The organism is Mucilaginibacter sp. P5_A4 (genome assembly GCF_056400605.1).
The window spans coordinates 23,615-37,902 of record NZ_JBFUKX010000045.1; the positions used below are offsets into that span (position 1 = coordinate 23,615).

The 14,288-nt window shown below is 42.0% G+C and carries 14 protein-coding genes; 11 read left to right on the plus strand and 3 right to left on the minus strand.

Translation table 11 applies throughout. The features are described 5' to 3' along the window. Positions 1-69: 69 nt before the first annotated feature. The 7 genes from AC1DQW_RS21900 (at position 70) to AC1DQW_RS21930 (ending at position 9,719) form a co-directional block, all read left to right on the plus strand. Positions 70-3,189: a tetratricopeptide repeat protein gene (locus AC1DQW_RS21900; RefSeq protein WP_477456013.1), complete on the plus strand. Its 3,120-nt coding sequence runs from the start codon at positions 70-72 to the stop codon at positions 3,187-3,189. A 35-nt stretch (positions 3,190-3,224) separates the two neighbouring features. Next, positions 3,225-5,105, plus strand: a complete 1,881-nt coding sequence (locus AC1DQW_RS21905; protein WP_477456014.1) for a hypothetical protein — start codon at positions 3,225-3,227, stop codon at positions 5,103-5,105. A gap of 37 nt (positions 5,106-5,142) precedes the next feature. Continuing rightward, on the plus strand, positions 5,143-6,243 hold the full coding sequence (locus AC1DQW_RS21910; RefSeq protein ID WP_477456015.1) for an HU domain-containing protein: 1,101 nt from the start codon (positions 5,143-5,145) through the stop codon (positions 6,241-6,243). Next, positions 6,240-6,953 (plus strand): MotA/TolQ/ExbB proton channel family protein, encoded by a 714-nt coding sequence (locus tag AC1DQW_RS21915; RefSeq protein ID WP_477406597.1) that lies wholly within the window; start codon positions 6,240-6,242, stop codon positions 6,951-6,953. The genes AC1DQW_RS21910 and AC1DQW_RS21915 overlap by 4 nt, the downstream gene beginning before the upstream one ends. After that, entirely contained in the window at positions 6,950-7,351 is a 402-nt protein-coding gene (locus AC1DQW_RS21920; protein WP_477406599.1) for an ExbD/TolR family protein, read from the plus strand. Before AC1DQW_RS21915 ends, AC1DQW_RS21920 begins: the two co-directional genes overlap by 4 nt. Before the next feature lie 136 nt (positions 7,352-7,487). Next, positions 7,488-8,306, plus strand: coding sequence for an energy transducer TonB (locus tag AC1DQW_RS21925; protein WP_477456016.1), 819 nt, complete (start codon positions 7,488-7,490; stop codon positions 8,304-8,306). Between the two features lie 96 nt (positions 8,307-8,402). Beyond that, complete coding sequence (locus AC1DQW_RS21930; protein ID WP_477456017.1) at positions 8,403-9,719, plus strand: bifunctional folylpolyglutamate synthase/dihydrofolate synthase; 1,317 nt, start codon at positions 8,403-8,405, stop codon at positions 9,717-9,719. A gap of 18 nt (positions 9,720-9,737) precedes the next feature. Here the strand turns inward: AC1DQW_RS21930 and AC1DQW_RS21935 are convergent, their stop codons facing one another. Both AC1DQW_RS21935 and AC1DQW_RS21940 read right to left on the minus strand, forming a co-directional pair. Further along, a complete protein-coding gene (locus tag AC1DQW_RS21935) occupies positions 9,738-10,262 on the minus strand; it encodes a GNAT family N-acetyltransferase (protein ID WP_477456018.1) in 525 nt (174 codons plus the stop codon). A 61-nt stretch (positions 10,263-10,323) separates the two neighbouring features. Continuing rightward, on the minus strand, positions 10,324-10,815 hold the full coding sequence (locus AC1DQW_RS21940) for a lipocalin-like domain-containing protein (RefSeq protein ID WP_477456019.1): 492 nt from the start codon (positions 10,813-10,815) through the stop codon (positions 10,324-10,326). Positions 10,816-10,933: 118 nt separating this feature from the next. Here AC1DQW_RS21940 and AC1DQW_RS21945 point away from each other — a divergent pair, with 118 nt between their 5' ends. The 4 genes from AC1DQW_RS21945 (at position 10,934) to AC1DQW_RS21960 (ending at position 14,026) form a co-directional block, all read left to right on the plus strand. Further along, positions 10,934-11,269, plus strand: coding sequence for a winged helix-turn-helix transcriptional regulator (locus tag AC1DQW_RS21945; protein WP_477407797.1), 336 nt, complete (start codon positions 10,934-10,936; stop codon positions 11,267-11,269). Between the two features lie 94 nt (positions 11,270-11,363). Beyond that, positions 11,364-12,356: an L-glyceraldehyde 3-phosphate reductase gene (gene mgrA / locus AC1DQW_RS21950; RefSeq protein ID WP_477456020.1), complete on the plus strand. Its 993-nt coding sequence runs from the start codon at positions 11,364-11,366 to the stop codon at positions 12,354-12,356. A gap of 106 nt (positions 12,357-12,462) precedes the next feature. Further along, positions 12,463-13,440, plus strand: coding sequence for a Gfo/Idh/MocA family protein (locus AC1DQW_RS21955; RefSeq protein ID WP_477456021.1), 978 nt, complete (start codon positions 12,463-12,465; stop codon positions 13,438-13,440). 82 nt (positions 13,441-13,522) lie between these two features. Beyond that, the gene (locus AC1DQW_RS21960) at positions 13,523-14,026 is read left to right on the plus strand and encodes a hypothetical protein (protein ID WP_477456022.1); all 504 of its coding nucleotides are present in this window, start codon (positions 13,523-13,525) and stop codon (positions 14,024-14,026) included. A gap of 62 nt (positions 14,027-14,088) precedes the next feature. Here AC1DQW_RS21960 and AC1DQW_RS21965 read toward each other — a convergent pair whose 3' ends face one another. Further along, entirely contained in the window at positions 14,089-14,265 is a 177-nt protein-coding gene (locus AC1DQW_RS21965) for a DUF6496 domain-containing protein (protein WP_477456023.1), read from the minus strand. Positions 14,266-14,288 lie beyond the last annotated feature (23 nt).

Consider the following 14,288-nt stretch of genomic DNA (forward strand, 5'->3'; position numbering starts at 1 on the left):
TTGTTAACTACTTGTGTGAATTAGCCTTTTTCGTTTCGCTATTTTAGCACCATCGTTAGTATGCGCTTTATGATCAAAAAAAGATACATCCCCCTGCTAATCCCGGTATTTATTGTTTCAACCGCTCTTGCCCAGCAAAATCCATCTACCCAGGTTTACCGCACTTATCACTCAGCTATCGACCTGATGGACAAGGGTAAATACGTGGCCGCCGCCGAGCAATTTCGCCTTGTTGAAACATCCCGGCTTAAAACAACCACCCAACCGCAGTTTGAATCAGACCTGTCGCTGGTTAAAGAAAACAGCCAGTATTACGAGGCTTTCTGCGCCCTTAATTTGAATAACGATGATGCCGAAAGCATGTTTTTTCGCTTCATTAAAGAGCATCCCGAAAACCCGCTTACCCGGCAGGCCTATTTCCAGATTGGTAAATCGTACTTTAAACAGGGTGACTTCGAAAAATCTTTAGAATGGTTTAACAAGGTACAAGCCGGCGAACTTAACGGGCACGATAATACCGAATACAAATTCCGCAAAGGTTATGCCTATTTCTTCATCGGTAATTATAAAGAAGCCCAACAGCTTTTTGCCGAGGTGAAAGCCAAGAAAACCGAATTTACCGAGGACGCAACCTATTATTTCGCCTATATAGCCTATCTGAATAAAGATTATCACCTGGCTTTAGTAAATTTTGAAAGGCTAAAAAACTCTAAAAAATACGAGAATAGCTATCCTTACTACATATCTGCCGTTTACTTTTTAGATAAACGTTATGATGATGTGATCCACTACGCTGTACCCATTGTGAACAGCACGCATCAGCAAAACGAAACCGAAATACTGCGTATTATAGCAGCATCGTACTTTGCCAAAACCGATTACGATAACGCGGTTAAATACTACGGCCGTTTCCAGGATCGCGACCAGGGCCGCACCCAAAACACGCAGGATAGTTACCAGATAGGTTATACTTTTTACAAAGTGGGCAACAATGCCCAGGCCACTACCGAACTTGAAAAACTGGTGGAGCAAAAAGATGTATACAGCCAGAGTGGTAATTATACACTGGGTGATGTTTTCCTGAAGATGAATAACAAGCAAAGCGCGCGCAACGCCTTTCTTAATGCTTCAAAACTTAGCTTTGATAAGCAATTACAAGAAGATGCTTTGTATGAGTACGCCAAGCTATCCTATGAGCTCGATTTTAATACCGATGCACTTGCTGCCACACGTTTGTACCTTAAAAATTATCCGCGCTCGCGCCGCAACGATGAAATGAAGGTGTTACTGGGCGAGGAACTTTTAAACTCCCGCAATTACAAGGAAGCTGTTGATATACTTGAGCCTATTCCCAATAAATCACAAAGCGCGCAGATAGCTTATCAAAAAGTTACTTATTACCGCGGTTTGGAGTTTTATAATGAACGTGCCTTTGAAAACGCTATCGGCATTTTCCTGCGATCTTTAAAAAACCCGGTTGATACTAAAACCGCGGCCCTTACCACTTACTGGATGGCCGAATCGATGTACGAGGTACGTAAATACACAGAATCGGTTGAAACTTTTGAGCAGTTTTTGGCTATGCCAGAGGCTAAGGAAACCGACGTGGCCAACTACGCCAACTACGCCTTAGCTTACGCTGCATTTTATGGCGAGCAATATAAAAAAGCGGCTAATTATTTCGAGAAATTTTTAGCCGGCGATGTAAAAGATGTAAGTACACAAAATGATGCGATAACCCGCATTGGCGACAGCTACTTTGTTTTGAAAAGCTATGGTAAGGCATTGGATTATTACAACCGTATTATTGCCATGCACAACCAGGGCGAAGACTACGCTTTGTTTCAGCGTGGTATGATACAGGGCCTACAGGGATCGCTTGATACCAAGATAAGTACATTGAATGATGTATTGAACAAGTTCCCCAACTCTGATTATGCCGATGATGCATCATTTGAAATAGCTTATACCTATTTCCTGAAAACAGAGGGTGACAAATCTAAAACCGATCTGCAAGCCATGATCCAGAAATATCCGCGCAGCAGCTATGTTCCGCGTGCATTGGTTACCATTGGTTTAATTGATTATAATGCAGGTAATGATGATGTGGCTGTTGAATCATTTAAAAAAGTGATACAGGATTATTCATCAACCGATGAGGCTAAGCAGGCGCTTAAACAAATAGAAAAAATATATACCGATAAGGGAGACGCCCAAACATTTATCAGCTACGCAACTACTACTCCAATTGGTAACTATACCACTGCCGACCAGGAGAACATCATGATCACTGCGGCTAATAACCTTTACTTAAAAGGCGACTGGCAAGGCACCGTAGGCGCTGTAAACGCTTATTTTGATAAATTCCCTGCAAAACAGATCTATGAAAAACAGGCAAGATTTATCAGGGCGCAAAGTTTAACCAACCTAAACAGGACGCAGGAAGCTGTAGCCGATTACAATTTAATATTAAACGATTGGACAAGCGCTTACAGTGAAAAATCGCTGATAAGCATGGCTAAGCTTTACATACAACAGAAAAAGTATAATGATGCTGTGGTGTTCCTGAAAAGGTTAGAAACAAACTCCGAATACAAGGCCGATTATACGTTTGCCATTAATAACCTGCTGCTTTGCTATTCGGAAATGCAAATGCCCGACGATGTACTTAAATATGTAAAACTGGTTAGGGATAACGAAAAATCGGCACAGGAGGATAAATTCCGCACAGGCTTATATGCCGGTAAAGCATACCTGCAAAGAGGCGATACCACAACAGCCGTTAAGGAATTAAACTATACCGTTACCAATACCAAAACAGTAGCCGCCGCCGAAGCCAAATATAATGTGGCCCTGGTTGAGTACTTAAAAGGCAGGTACAAAACATCGCAAAAAATGTGTTTTGACCTGGCTAAAGAAATGCCAAACTATGACTACTGGGTAGCTAAAACTTATATTTTATTGGCTGATAATTATAAAGCCTTAAAGGATAATTTCCAGGCTAAGGCAACGCTGCAAAGTATTATTGACAATTACAAGGCCGATGATGATATACTATCAACAGCCAAACAAAAACTGGATGCAATAAATGGAGGCAAACCAGGTAAAACTGTTGCTCCTGCCGTTCCTGATACCACTGAAAATAAACAGGCGCCTGCAGATACCACTAAAACTCCATCTCAAAACTAACAGGATCTCAAAGAATAATAAAAAGAAGACAAGCAATGAACTCAAGATACACCTATACGCTGCTTACCTTAATAATAGCATTATACTTTGTTCCTGCACAAGCGCAAACAAAGAAACACGCGAAAAAGGCAACCGTAAAAACAGCAGCTAAAGTAAAAACCCCTGCCAAGCCTGTAAAAAAAGCACCGGCTAAACCCGTAACAAAAAAAGCAGCCGTTACCAGTGCTTCAAAAAACCTTGGAGATGCGGCGGCAAAAGTAAATCAGGATACTACCAAAAAAGGAGGTAGCGGCAACAAACCGTCAAATGGCGGCAGCCTTTCAGAAGAGATAGTGGTAACAACGGCATACAAACCCGTTTTGGCTGATGCTGTTAAGATTCGCCGTAACCCCGACCTGGAAGATAAAGCGCCCTTTAAAGCACCGCTTACCTATACTACTTTAGATAAGAAACTTGACCAGGACTCGGAAATAAAACACCTCGACCCACAAAAAAGGCCGGCCGAACAGGACTCGATACTGCTTAATAACTATATTAAAGCTGGTGTAGGTAACTTAAAAACCTTATTCGGCGAAGCTTATTTTGGTAATGGCCGCGACCAGGCTTTGCAGGTTGGCGGTTTCCTGAAACATTTCTCGCAGGCCGGCTCATGGGAAAAACAGAACGAAAGCAAGGATGAAGTTGGCGTGTTTATCAAAAGCATCAATTCAGAAAACACCATCAGCGGCCGTTTAAACTATAAACGTCGCGGTGTTTATTTCTACGGCCACCCTGATTCAATTCCCCTGCCATTCACCCCTCAAAAGCAACATTTTAACGAAATCGGCGGTGAAGTTGAATTGGCCAAAAATTTTAAGGATGTTGAAAATGATTTCACTTATGCCGTAAAATTAAAAGGCTATTCTTTCGGCAATGCTTACCAGGCCAGGGAAAGCAATATTGTATTATCCGGATTTGTGAACCAAACTATTAAACAATTTTATACCGGTTTAAGCGCTTCGGTTGATCTATCCAATCCAAAGGATAGCCTATACAATTTAAACAACAGCATTCTTAGGTTAAACCCTTACATTAAATTCCAGGGTACCAATTATAAAATTGACGCAGGTGTAAACATTACAAAGGAATTTGGTGATTTTAATCGCTTTTCCATTTTCCCGGCAGCTAAACTGGAATACCAGGTGATACCCAAATATGTGCGGCTGTTTGTGGAAGCCAAGGGCGATATCAACCGCGCATCCATCCGCGATTTTGCCAACATCAATCCTTATATCGATAAAAACATCCAGCTTAAAAACTCTGTTGATCAGCTTGATATCAGCGCTGGTTTAAAAGGCACATTAGCACCGGGGCTTAGCTTCAAAGCTGCTGTGTTTCGCAATAGTGTAAAAGATATGCCGCTGTTGGTAAGCAATCAAACGGCCGAAGGCTATAAATTTATTGTGATATACGATAATGGCCGGTCGCGCGTAAGCGGCTTTAATGGCGAGCTGGACTTTAAAGCTACCGATGATGTAAATATTTTTGGTCGTGTTGAGTTTAAGGACTATAAAATGAATACCGAGGCTGAAGCCTGGAACCTGCCTAAGTTTTTGTTAACCGCAGGTACTGCTATCCACATAAACAACAAAGTGAGCATAACAGGTTCGTTATTAATACGGGGTTCGGCCTATGACAGGCCGTTTGGAATTGTACCGGGACCGTTAGGAACACCGGCTGCCAATTCAAGCATATTATTAGCTAAAAGATCTATCAGCTCATTTGCCGATCTGAATGGTGGTGTTGAGTACAGGGTAACGCCGGTAATTACGGTATTTGCACAGGCAAATAACATTTTAAACTCGGGTTATCAAAACTGGGTATACTATCCTAACTACGGATTTAATATCTTTGGTGGCGTCGGTTTCTCGTTTTAAAGATTTTGATATTTACAATAAACCGTACTTTTAGCAAATGGATATAGCCAATTATTTAAGTGAACTATTGGGCCAGCACGGCGAAATAAGCGTGCCGGGCCTGGGCTATTTTGTGCACGTACGTGTAAGTGCCAGTTATGATGATGCAGAGCGTAAATTTTATCCGCCCGGTTATAAAATACAATTTGATCCGCAGGCCCATGATGATGATACCTTAACAAGGTACATTGCCGAAAAGAAAAAAATCTCGCTGGCTTCGTCAAAATATTTTACCGAAAAATATATAACCGCTTTAAAACAGGAAGTTGCCCTGCAGGAAGTAGCATTTGCCGATCTGGGTTGGTTTTATATGGATAAGGGCAAAATCGCTTTTAAATCGCAAGTGAGTAATACTGATAATGCTCCTTTTTATGGCTATGAACCCATCAGCATAAAAAAACTAAACCAGGTTGAAGAACCCGAAAAACCAGCGGCCGTACCGGTACCCCCACAAATGCCGCCACCCGCTGTGGTTGCGACAGAGCCCTTGCCGCTCCCTCCCCCAATCAGGGAGATACCTTTACCGGCACAAACGGCTAATCAACCGGAAGAATACGTTGATGACGAGCCTGAACAAAGGCAGGGTATGAGCATCTGGGCCATTATATTGATTGTGGTGATAGTTTTGGCAGCCGCATTGTTTGCTGTGTATAAGTATAACCCCGGTTTATTAAATTTACCAAAGGGCGGGCAATTGCAAATGCCTGCAGAGCCAAAAGCCCAACCGGTACTTAAAAGCGATACAGACACGGTTAAAAAGGCAAACTTGCCTGTTGATACTACAGCAAAAGCAATTTCTAAACCCGACACGGCGTTAAATACTGCAATAATTAATGCTGATACAATAAAAAGAATACACTACGAGCTTTTAGCAGGAGCCTTTAGAAAACAAGCCGAAGCAAACAAAGCCATACAAGCTTACAAGAGAATGGGATTTACCGCGCATATAATTGAAAACGTGCCCGGCAGATTGATTAAAGTAACCTTAGGCACCTATTATGTACGCGATGAGGCTGTGGCTGCCAAACAAAAAATATTAAGTACAGGTAAGATAAGCAACGATAAAATAACTATACAACCATATAATCCCAGGAAATGACTTTATTATTAATACAGCAGGTAACAGATACAGCAAAACACTTAGCAGATACCGCTAACCATACAGTAACCCAATTAGCACAAGCCCCAGAAGAATTACGTTTTGGCGACCTGCTAATAAAAGGCGGCTGGGTAATGGTACCTATTGGTATACTGGCTGTACTGGGCCTGGTTATATTTTTTGAGCGCTTTTTTACTATCCGTAAAGCTTCAAAAAACGAATCGAACCTGATGATACAGGTGCGTTCAAGCATTCACTCCGGTAATTTAGAATCGGCTATTGCCATTTGCCGTAACAGTAACTCGCCTTTGGGCCGCATGCTGCAAAAGGGTTTGTTACGTATCGGTCGCCCTATAAAAGATATTGAAGGTGCGATTGAAAACATTGGCAAGCTGGAAGTATCAAAACTTGAAAAAAACATTGGTATATTGGGTATTGTAGCCGGTATTGCACCAATGTTTGGTTTCCTGGGTACCATTGCCGGGGTAATCAAGATATTTTATGATATATCCAAAACAGACAACATTAGTATGGGTGTTATATCTGGTGGTTTATATGTAAAAATGGTAACATCAGCCGCCGGTTTAATGGTGGGTATTGTGGCCTATGTTTGCTACCACGTTTTAAATATGATGGTTGATAAAGTGATCCTGAAACTGGAAACTGATGCTATAGAATTTATTGACCTGTTAGAGGAGCCAAGCAAATGAATTTAAGAAAAAGACATAGAGGTGCATCGGCAGAGGTTCATACATCAGCCATGAACGATATCATGTTCTTCCTGCTTTTGTTTTTCCTCATCGCGTCAACAGTTACCAACCCCAACGTAATTAAACTGATGTTGCCCAAATCATCAAGCGGGCAATCGGTATCAAAAAAAACAATAACAGTTTCGGTAACCAAAGACCTGAAATATTACGTTGATAAAAAGGAAGTGCCTGTGGCTGCCCTGCAAACAACACTATCGGGCTATAAAACACTGGCAACAGAACTTACTATTGTTTTATATGTTGATAGAACAGTAGCCATTCAGGATGTGGTACAGATAATGGATATAGCACAAAAATTAAATATAAAACTGGTACTGGCAACGGAACCTAAGGGATAGAGAGTATCAAGTAGTTAGTATCAAGTATCGAGATTTTTTTAAGAGCTTACAATCATTATTGCAGCCGTCCTGATACTTGAGCCGATACTAACAAAGCAGCTGTCTTTATACTTGATACTAAATACTTGATACTAAAATGGAATACAGGGAAGAAGAAAATAACTATCCAAAGGCGTTTTTGTTAACAGGCATTATTTTGGCTGTGTTTTTCCTGGTATGTTATATAATTATCCTTCCAATGCCGCCTAAAACCGAGGATGGTACCGGCGGGATCCTGGTAAATTACGGTACAGTTGATGAAGGAATGGGCAGTGATTATATGAGCACCGAAGAACCTTCTGTTGCCGAAAAAGCCAACCATACCAAGCCGGATAAGGTTACCCCTGCCCCGCCAACCGAAGAAAAACCACAGCCCGAAAGCAGCGATAAAGCTGTTGTTACCCAAAATACCGAGGATGCCCCCGAAGTTGCCGCTCCTACCAAAAAGCCTACAAATACGGTAACCGCGGCCCAACCTACAAAAACTGCAGCTAAACCTGTAGTGAACCAAAACGCGTTATATAAAGGCAAGGCAACCACCGGTACAGGCGAAGGCGACGGAACCGGCAATAAACCCGGCAACCAGGGTAAACCTACAGGCACCACTCTTACTAATAATTACAACGGAACAGGATCTGGTAATGGCGGTAATTTGAACATGTCGCAACGCAGCTTTGTAAGCAGGCCTGCTGTTAGCGATGATAACCGCCAAAGCGGCAAAATCATGGTTGATATACGTGTTGATAAAGATGGTAACGTGGTTTATGCCCGTGCAGGTGCCCGCGGTACTACCATATCTGATGCAACCCTGCTCCAGAAATGCGAAGACGCGGTTAAAAACTCCAAACTTAATCCACTTGACTCGGCACCAGAAACGCAGGTTGGTACAGTAGTATTTGTATTTAAGGTAAATTGATTTTTAGTCCACAGTCTACGGACGATAGACCATTGCAACAGTTTATTTTATAAGTTTGCACCTATTGCCATAGCTATGGACTATGGGCTATAGACTATGGACTACCAACAAACCATCCAATACCTCTACACCCAGCTCCCGATGTTTACGCGCGACGGGGCTTCGGCATTTAAGGCTGATCTGCATAATACCCTTGAGCTTTGTAAACGTTTAGGCGATCCGCAGCATAAATTTAAAAGTGTACATGTTGCCGGCACCAATGGTAAAGGTTCCACATCGCATATGCTGGCGGCTGTTTTGCAAACGGCTGGTTATAAAACCGGGCTTTATACATCGCCCCACCTGAAAGATTTTCGCGAACGCATCCGCATAAACGGGCAAATGATCAGCGAGCAAACTGTTATCGATTTTGTGGCTGGGCACAAGGAGGATTTTGATGAGATAGGTCCTTCATTTTTTGAAATGACCGTGGGCCTCGCTTTTAAAATTTTCGCGCAGGAAAAAGTAGATATCGCTGTTATTGAAGTTGGCCTGGGCGGCCGCCTGGATTCAACTAATATTATTACCCCCCTGCTCTCTGTTATCACCAACATAGGCTGGGACCATATGAATATGCTTGGCGATACCCTTCAACTGATAGCAGCCGAAAAAGCCGGTATCATTAAACCGGGTATACCCGTAATTATTGGCGAAAACCAACCCGAAACAGCAAGGGTGTTTATTGAAAAAGCAATTAAAGAAGAAAGTAACATCTTGTTTGCTTCGGATTTGTGGGAGATTGATCAAAAACCAAAAGTCAAAAGTCAAGAGTCAAAGAATGATTTACTTGAATTGAATGTTATAAAAAACTCACCACTCACCACTCACCACTCACCACTCACCATTCATCTCGACCTCACAGGTTCCTATCAACTTAAAAATGTAAAAACGGTTTTATCTGCTGTAGATGAATTGCGCTCGCAGGGATTCACGATAACCGATAATGATATAGTTATAGCGCTATCACAGGTAAAAACTTTAACAGGTTTGCATGGACGATGGGAAACATTGAGCCAAAACCCGCTCACCATTTGCGATACCGGGCATAATCCGGATGGTATAGAAGAAGTAATGAAAAACATAGCGACTGTTGACTACCAGCACCTTCATTTTGTAATTGGGATGGTAAATGATAAGGATATTTCCAAGGTATTAACCATGCTACCCAAAGATGCTACCTACTATTTTTGTAAACCCGATATACCCCGGGGGCTGAATGCTGAAAGCTTAATGCTAAAGGCCGAAAGCTTTGGCTTACATGGCGAATTTTATGCTTCGGTAAAACAAGCGCTCCAATCGGCACAAGGTAACGCCGGCAACAAAGACCTGGTTTTTGTTGGAGGAAGTACTTTTGTGGTGGCTGAGGTTGTCTGATAGTCCTAATTGATTTTGTCACTCTCCTTTCCTGATTTTAAACCAACTATGAGGTTCGCCTCGCAAGTCAAAATCTTCTATAAATTTCAACCCTGTTTTTTCAAGTACGCTTTTTGATGCATGATTATTAATATCAGTCATGCCAAAAATTTCATTTAATTGTAGTTGAATAAACCCATAATCGCGGGCTGCAATTGAAGCTTCTGTTGCATAGCCTTTCCCCCAATACCTCTTTATGAACCTATAACCCAGATCATAATATCCAATCTGGTGATTTACTTCCTCATTTATAAATTTAAGCCCTGCCCAACCAATAAAATCGCCGGTATGTTTTTCAATAACCGCCCATCGGCCAATGCCAAAGTCCCGATATTGCTGCCTTATAAAATCTATAATTTCTCTACTCTCATTTATGGTATTGAGAGGTTTATTTCCCAAAAAGCGATGCACTTCCGGATCCGAATCCAACTCAAACATTCCTTTGGCATCTATTGGTATTATTTCCCTCAAAATCAATCGGTCAGTTTCAGCGAAAATCGTCATAACAATTAGCAAACTATAATGAACCTATATTAAGTATAAATTTTTAATATCTGGCCATCACTTAGTCAATCCTTCTCCACTCCACCTCTCCCGTTACAGCCCCTCCTGTAGTCGGTGCAGGCACAGTATACTTAAAAGTTGAACCTATCAACGTAAATGGCCGTTTTTGCTGTGTCCCCTCCCAGTTGGGGAATGAAGCGTGTTGAATATTAAAGGTGATAGTTCCATTAGCATCATCAACGGTATAGGTACCAAAATGGGCATTACTGCCTTTTACTGCAGCACGGTTCTCGTCGTCTGTGCCTTTACTTTTATCGTTGGTGGTAAACCTTTGTCGCCCCTGGCCAAATATCTGCAGTGCATAATGGCCTCCGGCATCAAACATCAGCAGCCCCTGCGCAGTATCTCCATATAAATGAACCCGGCTGCCATCTGCAAGAATATTATCTACAACAACCAGTTCATAAGTTCCAGCTAATTTGGTTTCCTTTTTTTGAGCGAATGCCACCAGGCTGCTCATTATATAAAATATGGTTATCAGATTGGTTTTCATGTATCAAAGTTATATTTGTAGTGTACCATTATCAAGTAGGCACTAAAAAGTAACCCGGTCACTTAAAAGTTACCAAACTGTAAATCAGCTATATTAATTTTGATTTAATAGATAAAAAATGAAAAGACAGCTGCCCAAATGTGGAATAGATTACGCCTTTCAGCGTATAGGCGGTAAATATAAAGGCCGTATTTTATGGCGATTACGTACCGGTATACTTCGCTATGGCGAATTGCGCAAAACAGTTACCGGCGTTACCCCAAAAATGCTTACCCAGGCACTAAGAGAACTGGAAGATGATGGTCTGATAACCCGCAAGGTTTATGTTGAAGTACCACCCAAAGTTGAATATGAACTTACCGGAACCGGCCGCGAACTACTACCTTTTTTATCCTTATTAAGAGACTGGGCCAGGCAACAAATGTTGGTAAATAATGTGGAAGCCATGCCGTAAAGCATTCATCATCACAAAATATTTACTTCTGATATCTATATTAAATTATATTTTTACGAACATTAGAAAACATCTCAATCCTCACCTTTTATATATGACTTACGTTCCATCTGCAGACAGGTACAAAAAAATGCAATATCGCCGTTGTGGTAATAGCGGCATCAAATTACCGGCTATTTCGCTTGGTTTATGGCACAATTTCGGGCATGTTGATGTTACCGAAAACTACCGTAAAATTTTGCACCTCGCTTTCGACAGCGGTATAACCCATTTTGACCTGGCAAACAATTACGGTCCGCCTCCGGGCTCAGCCGAAGAAAATTTCGGCCGTATTTTAAAAGAAGATTTCCGGGGCTACCGCGACGAGTTGATCATCAGCAGCAAAGCCGGTTATACCATGTGGGATGGCCCATATGGCGATTGGGGATCAAAAAAATACCTGGTTGCCAGTCTTGACCAAAGCTTGCAGCGCATGGGTTTGGAGTATGTAGATATATTTTATCACCACCGTCCCGATCCCGAAACACCGCTGGAAGAGACAATGGCCGCCCTTGACCTTATCGTTCGCCAGGGTAAAGCTTTATATGCAGGTATCTCTAACTACCCTGCCGATCTTGCTGCAAAAGCTATCAAAATATTAAAGGACCTGGGTACGCCATGCCTTATCCATCAGCCTAAATACTCTATGTTTGAACGTTGGGTTGAAAACGGTTTAATGGATGTATTGGGCAATGAAGGTGTGGGTTGTATCCCATTTTCGCCATTGGCCCAGGGGTTATTAACTAACAAATACCTGCATGGTATTCCCGAGGATTCAAGAGCTGCTAAAGCAACCGGTTTTTTACAGGCTGCCCAGATAACAGACGAAAGGTTAAGCCAGATAAAACGACTTAACGATTTGGCCCTGCAACGCGGCCAAACACTGGCCCAAATGGCATTGGCCTGGTTATTAAAAGATAACAGGGTTACATCGGTATTGATTGGTGCGAGCCGCGCCGAGCAACTTGCCGATTCATTAAAGGCATTGGATAACATTGCGTTTTCTGCCGATGAATTAGCGCAGATAGAAAACATATTGGCTCCCTAACCACCTAAAAGGGGAACTGCTAAGCAGTTTATTGGGACCGGTTCAATTCAATTAAACAAAACTAAAAAAAGTCTCCCCCTTCAGGGGAGATTTAGAGGAGCTACTAATGACTACTATTAATTGGGGCATAATTGGTTGCGGGGATGTGACCGAAAAAAAAAGCGGACCAGCATTTAAAAAAGTTGCGGATAGTACACTTATTGCAGTTATGCGCCGTGACGCGGCCAAAGCTGCCGACTATGCCAGCCGGCACCAGGTGAGCAAATGGTATGATGACGCAGATAAAATGATGGGCGAAGCAGATATAAACGCCATATACATTGCCACTCCCCCGTCATCACACCTTGATTATGCTTTAAGCGCGCTGCAAAAAGGCTTTAATGTATACGTAGAGAAACCGGTTACCCGAAATGCCGCCGAGGCGCGGGCCATGGCGGAGGCTGTAAAACAAAGCAGCTCAAAACTAACGGTGGCGCATTACCGCAGGGCTGTACCCATGTTTTTGGCCGTAAAGGATCTGTTGGATAAACAGAAAATTGGTGAGGTACGTACCGTGCAGATCAGGATGTGGCAAAGCAGCAAGCCTAAACTCATTGCCGATACCAAAACCAACTGGCGGGTGCTTCCCGAATTCTCTGGCGGGGGATATTTTCATGACCTGGCTCCTCATCAGCTCGATTTGATGTTGTTTTATTTTGGTGAACCTGAAAAATATCATGGATTCTCGCTCAATCAATCGGCCTCATCACCAGCCGACGACCATGTTTGCGGAGAGATTGTGTTTAAAAACAACGTTGTAGTTAACGGCTCCTGGTGCTTCAACGTTGCCGAAAGCCTTACTACTGATACCTGTGAGATCATCGGCACCAAAGGGAAAATAACCTTCCCGTTCTTTGGTAATTACATAAGCTGGAAAACCGATACAGAAGATGAAACTATTACCTTTCAGCATCCGCAGCACATTCAGCAACCAATGATAGAAAAGATCGTTTCTTACTTTAAAAACGAAGGTCCAAACCCCTGTTCTATTGACGAAGCTGTTACGTTAATGGATATCATGGATACATTTACAAAAACTAATTGAGCAGTTTTTCCTTATATTAATAAATTTGCAGTGGTTCCGGGTTCGGAATCTCATGTATTAATTAATTCTGTAAAAACAAAAAATGAAAAAGATACTAACGCTTATAATCGCGATAACCGCTTTTACCCTAACTGCAACGGCACAAAAATACGATGTACCCATGCATTACGAATTGCAAACCGATGCCGACTTTATCATGTACGAGCAACAAGTAATTAATACTGCCGACTGGTTGCAGCAAACAGGCTGGAAAGATAAAAGAGATAAAAGACAGGCAGCCCGGTTATTTATTTTAGCATGGGTACAGGGCTCGCGTAGCGTATCGGTATCTATCAATAAGGCGGTTAATGATTTGTCAGATCAAAACCCCGAGTTGTTATTTACCTACACCTCACAATACGCAAAATATGCGTTACAACATAAAAGCGATTTTGACAAAAATACCGCCAATCTTGTAGCACTACGGGCAGTGATAGCCAAATACAACATTGAAGAATCGCACAAAAAAGATGATGATGTAGAAAAGCTGGCACAAATTAACAAAGAGGGTAACCTGGCGAGCTGGATAAGCACTGATTTTAAATAGATCGTAAAATTAAACATAACCACAAAGCCGTCTTTCGCGATAGCTTTGTGGTTTTTTAATATTTAACTTTTCTTTTTAGGCACTTTTGCACCGGCTTTGCGCGCCTCAGATAAGCCTATCGCTATAGCTTGTTTTTTGCTGGTTACTTTTTTGCCACTGCCGCTTTTAAGCTTCCCTTCTTTCATTTCATGCATGGCCTTTTCAACTTTTTCCCCTGCTTTTTCTGAATATTTTGCCATAATATTAGTTTTTAAGTAGATAT

Coding starts and splice junctions, on each gene's coding strand:
- AC1DQW_RS21935 (WP_477456018.1), bottom strand. CDS start 10,262: ATGACGATTTTCGCTGAAACTGACCGATTGATTTTGAGGGAAATAATA.
- AC1DQW_RS21930 (WP_477456017.1), top strand. CDS start 8,403: ATGGACTACCAACAAACCATCCAATACCTCTACACCCAGCTCCCGATG.
- AC1DQW_RS21905 (WP_477456014.1), top strand. CDS start 3,225: ATGAACTCAAGATACACCTATACGCTGCTTACCTTAATAATAGCATTA.
- AC1DQW_RS21925 (WP_477456016.1), top strand. CDS start 7,488: ATGGAATACAGGGAAGAAGAAAATAACTATCCAAAGGCGTTTTTGTTA.
- AC1DQW_RS21910 (WP_477456015.1), top strand. CDS start 5,143: ATGGATATAGCCAATTATTTAAGTGAACTATTGGGCCAGCACGGCGAA.
- AC1DQW_RS21965 (WP_477456023.1), bottom strand. CDS start 14,265: ATGGCAAAATATTCAGAAAAAGCAGGGGAAAAAGTTGAAAAGGCCATG.
- AC1DQW_RS21920 (WP_477406599.1), top strand. CDS start 6,950: ATGAATTTAAGAAAAAGACATAGAGGTGCATCGGCAGAGGTTCATACA.
- AC1DQW_RS21940 (WP_477456019.1), bottom strand. CDS start 10,815: ATGAAAACCAATCTGATAACCATATTTTATATAATGAGCAGCCTGGTG.
- AC1DQW_RS21960 (WP_477456022.1), top strand. CDS start 13,523: ATGAAAAAGATACTAACGCTTATAATCGCGATAACCGCTTTTACCCTA.
- AC1DQW_RS21915 (WP_477406597.1), top strand. CDS start 6,240: ATGACTTTATTATTAATACAGCAGGTAACAGATACAGCAAAACACTTA.
- AC1DQW_RS21955 (WP_477456021.1), top strand. CDS start 12,463: ATGACTACTATTAATTGGGGCATAATTGGTTGCGGGGATGTGACCGAA.
- AC1DQW_RS21945 (WP_477407797.1), top strand. CDS start 10,934: ATGAAAAGACAGCTGCCCAAATGTGGAATAGATTACGCCTTTCAGCGT.
- AC1DQW_RS21900 (WP_477456013.1), top strand. CDS start 70: ATGATCAAAAAAAGATACATCCCCCTGCTAATCCCGGTATTTATTGTT.
- mgrA (WP_477456020.1), top strand. CDS start 11,364: ATGACTTACGTTCCATCTGCAGACAGGTACAAAAAAATGCAATATCGC.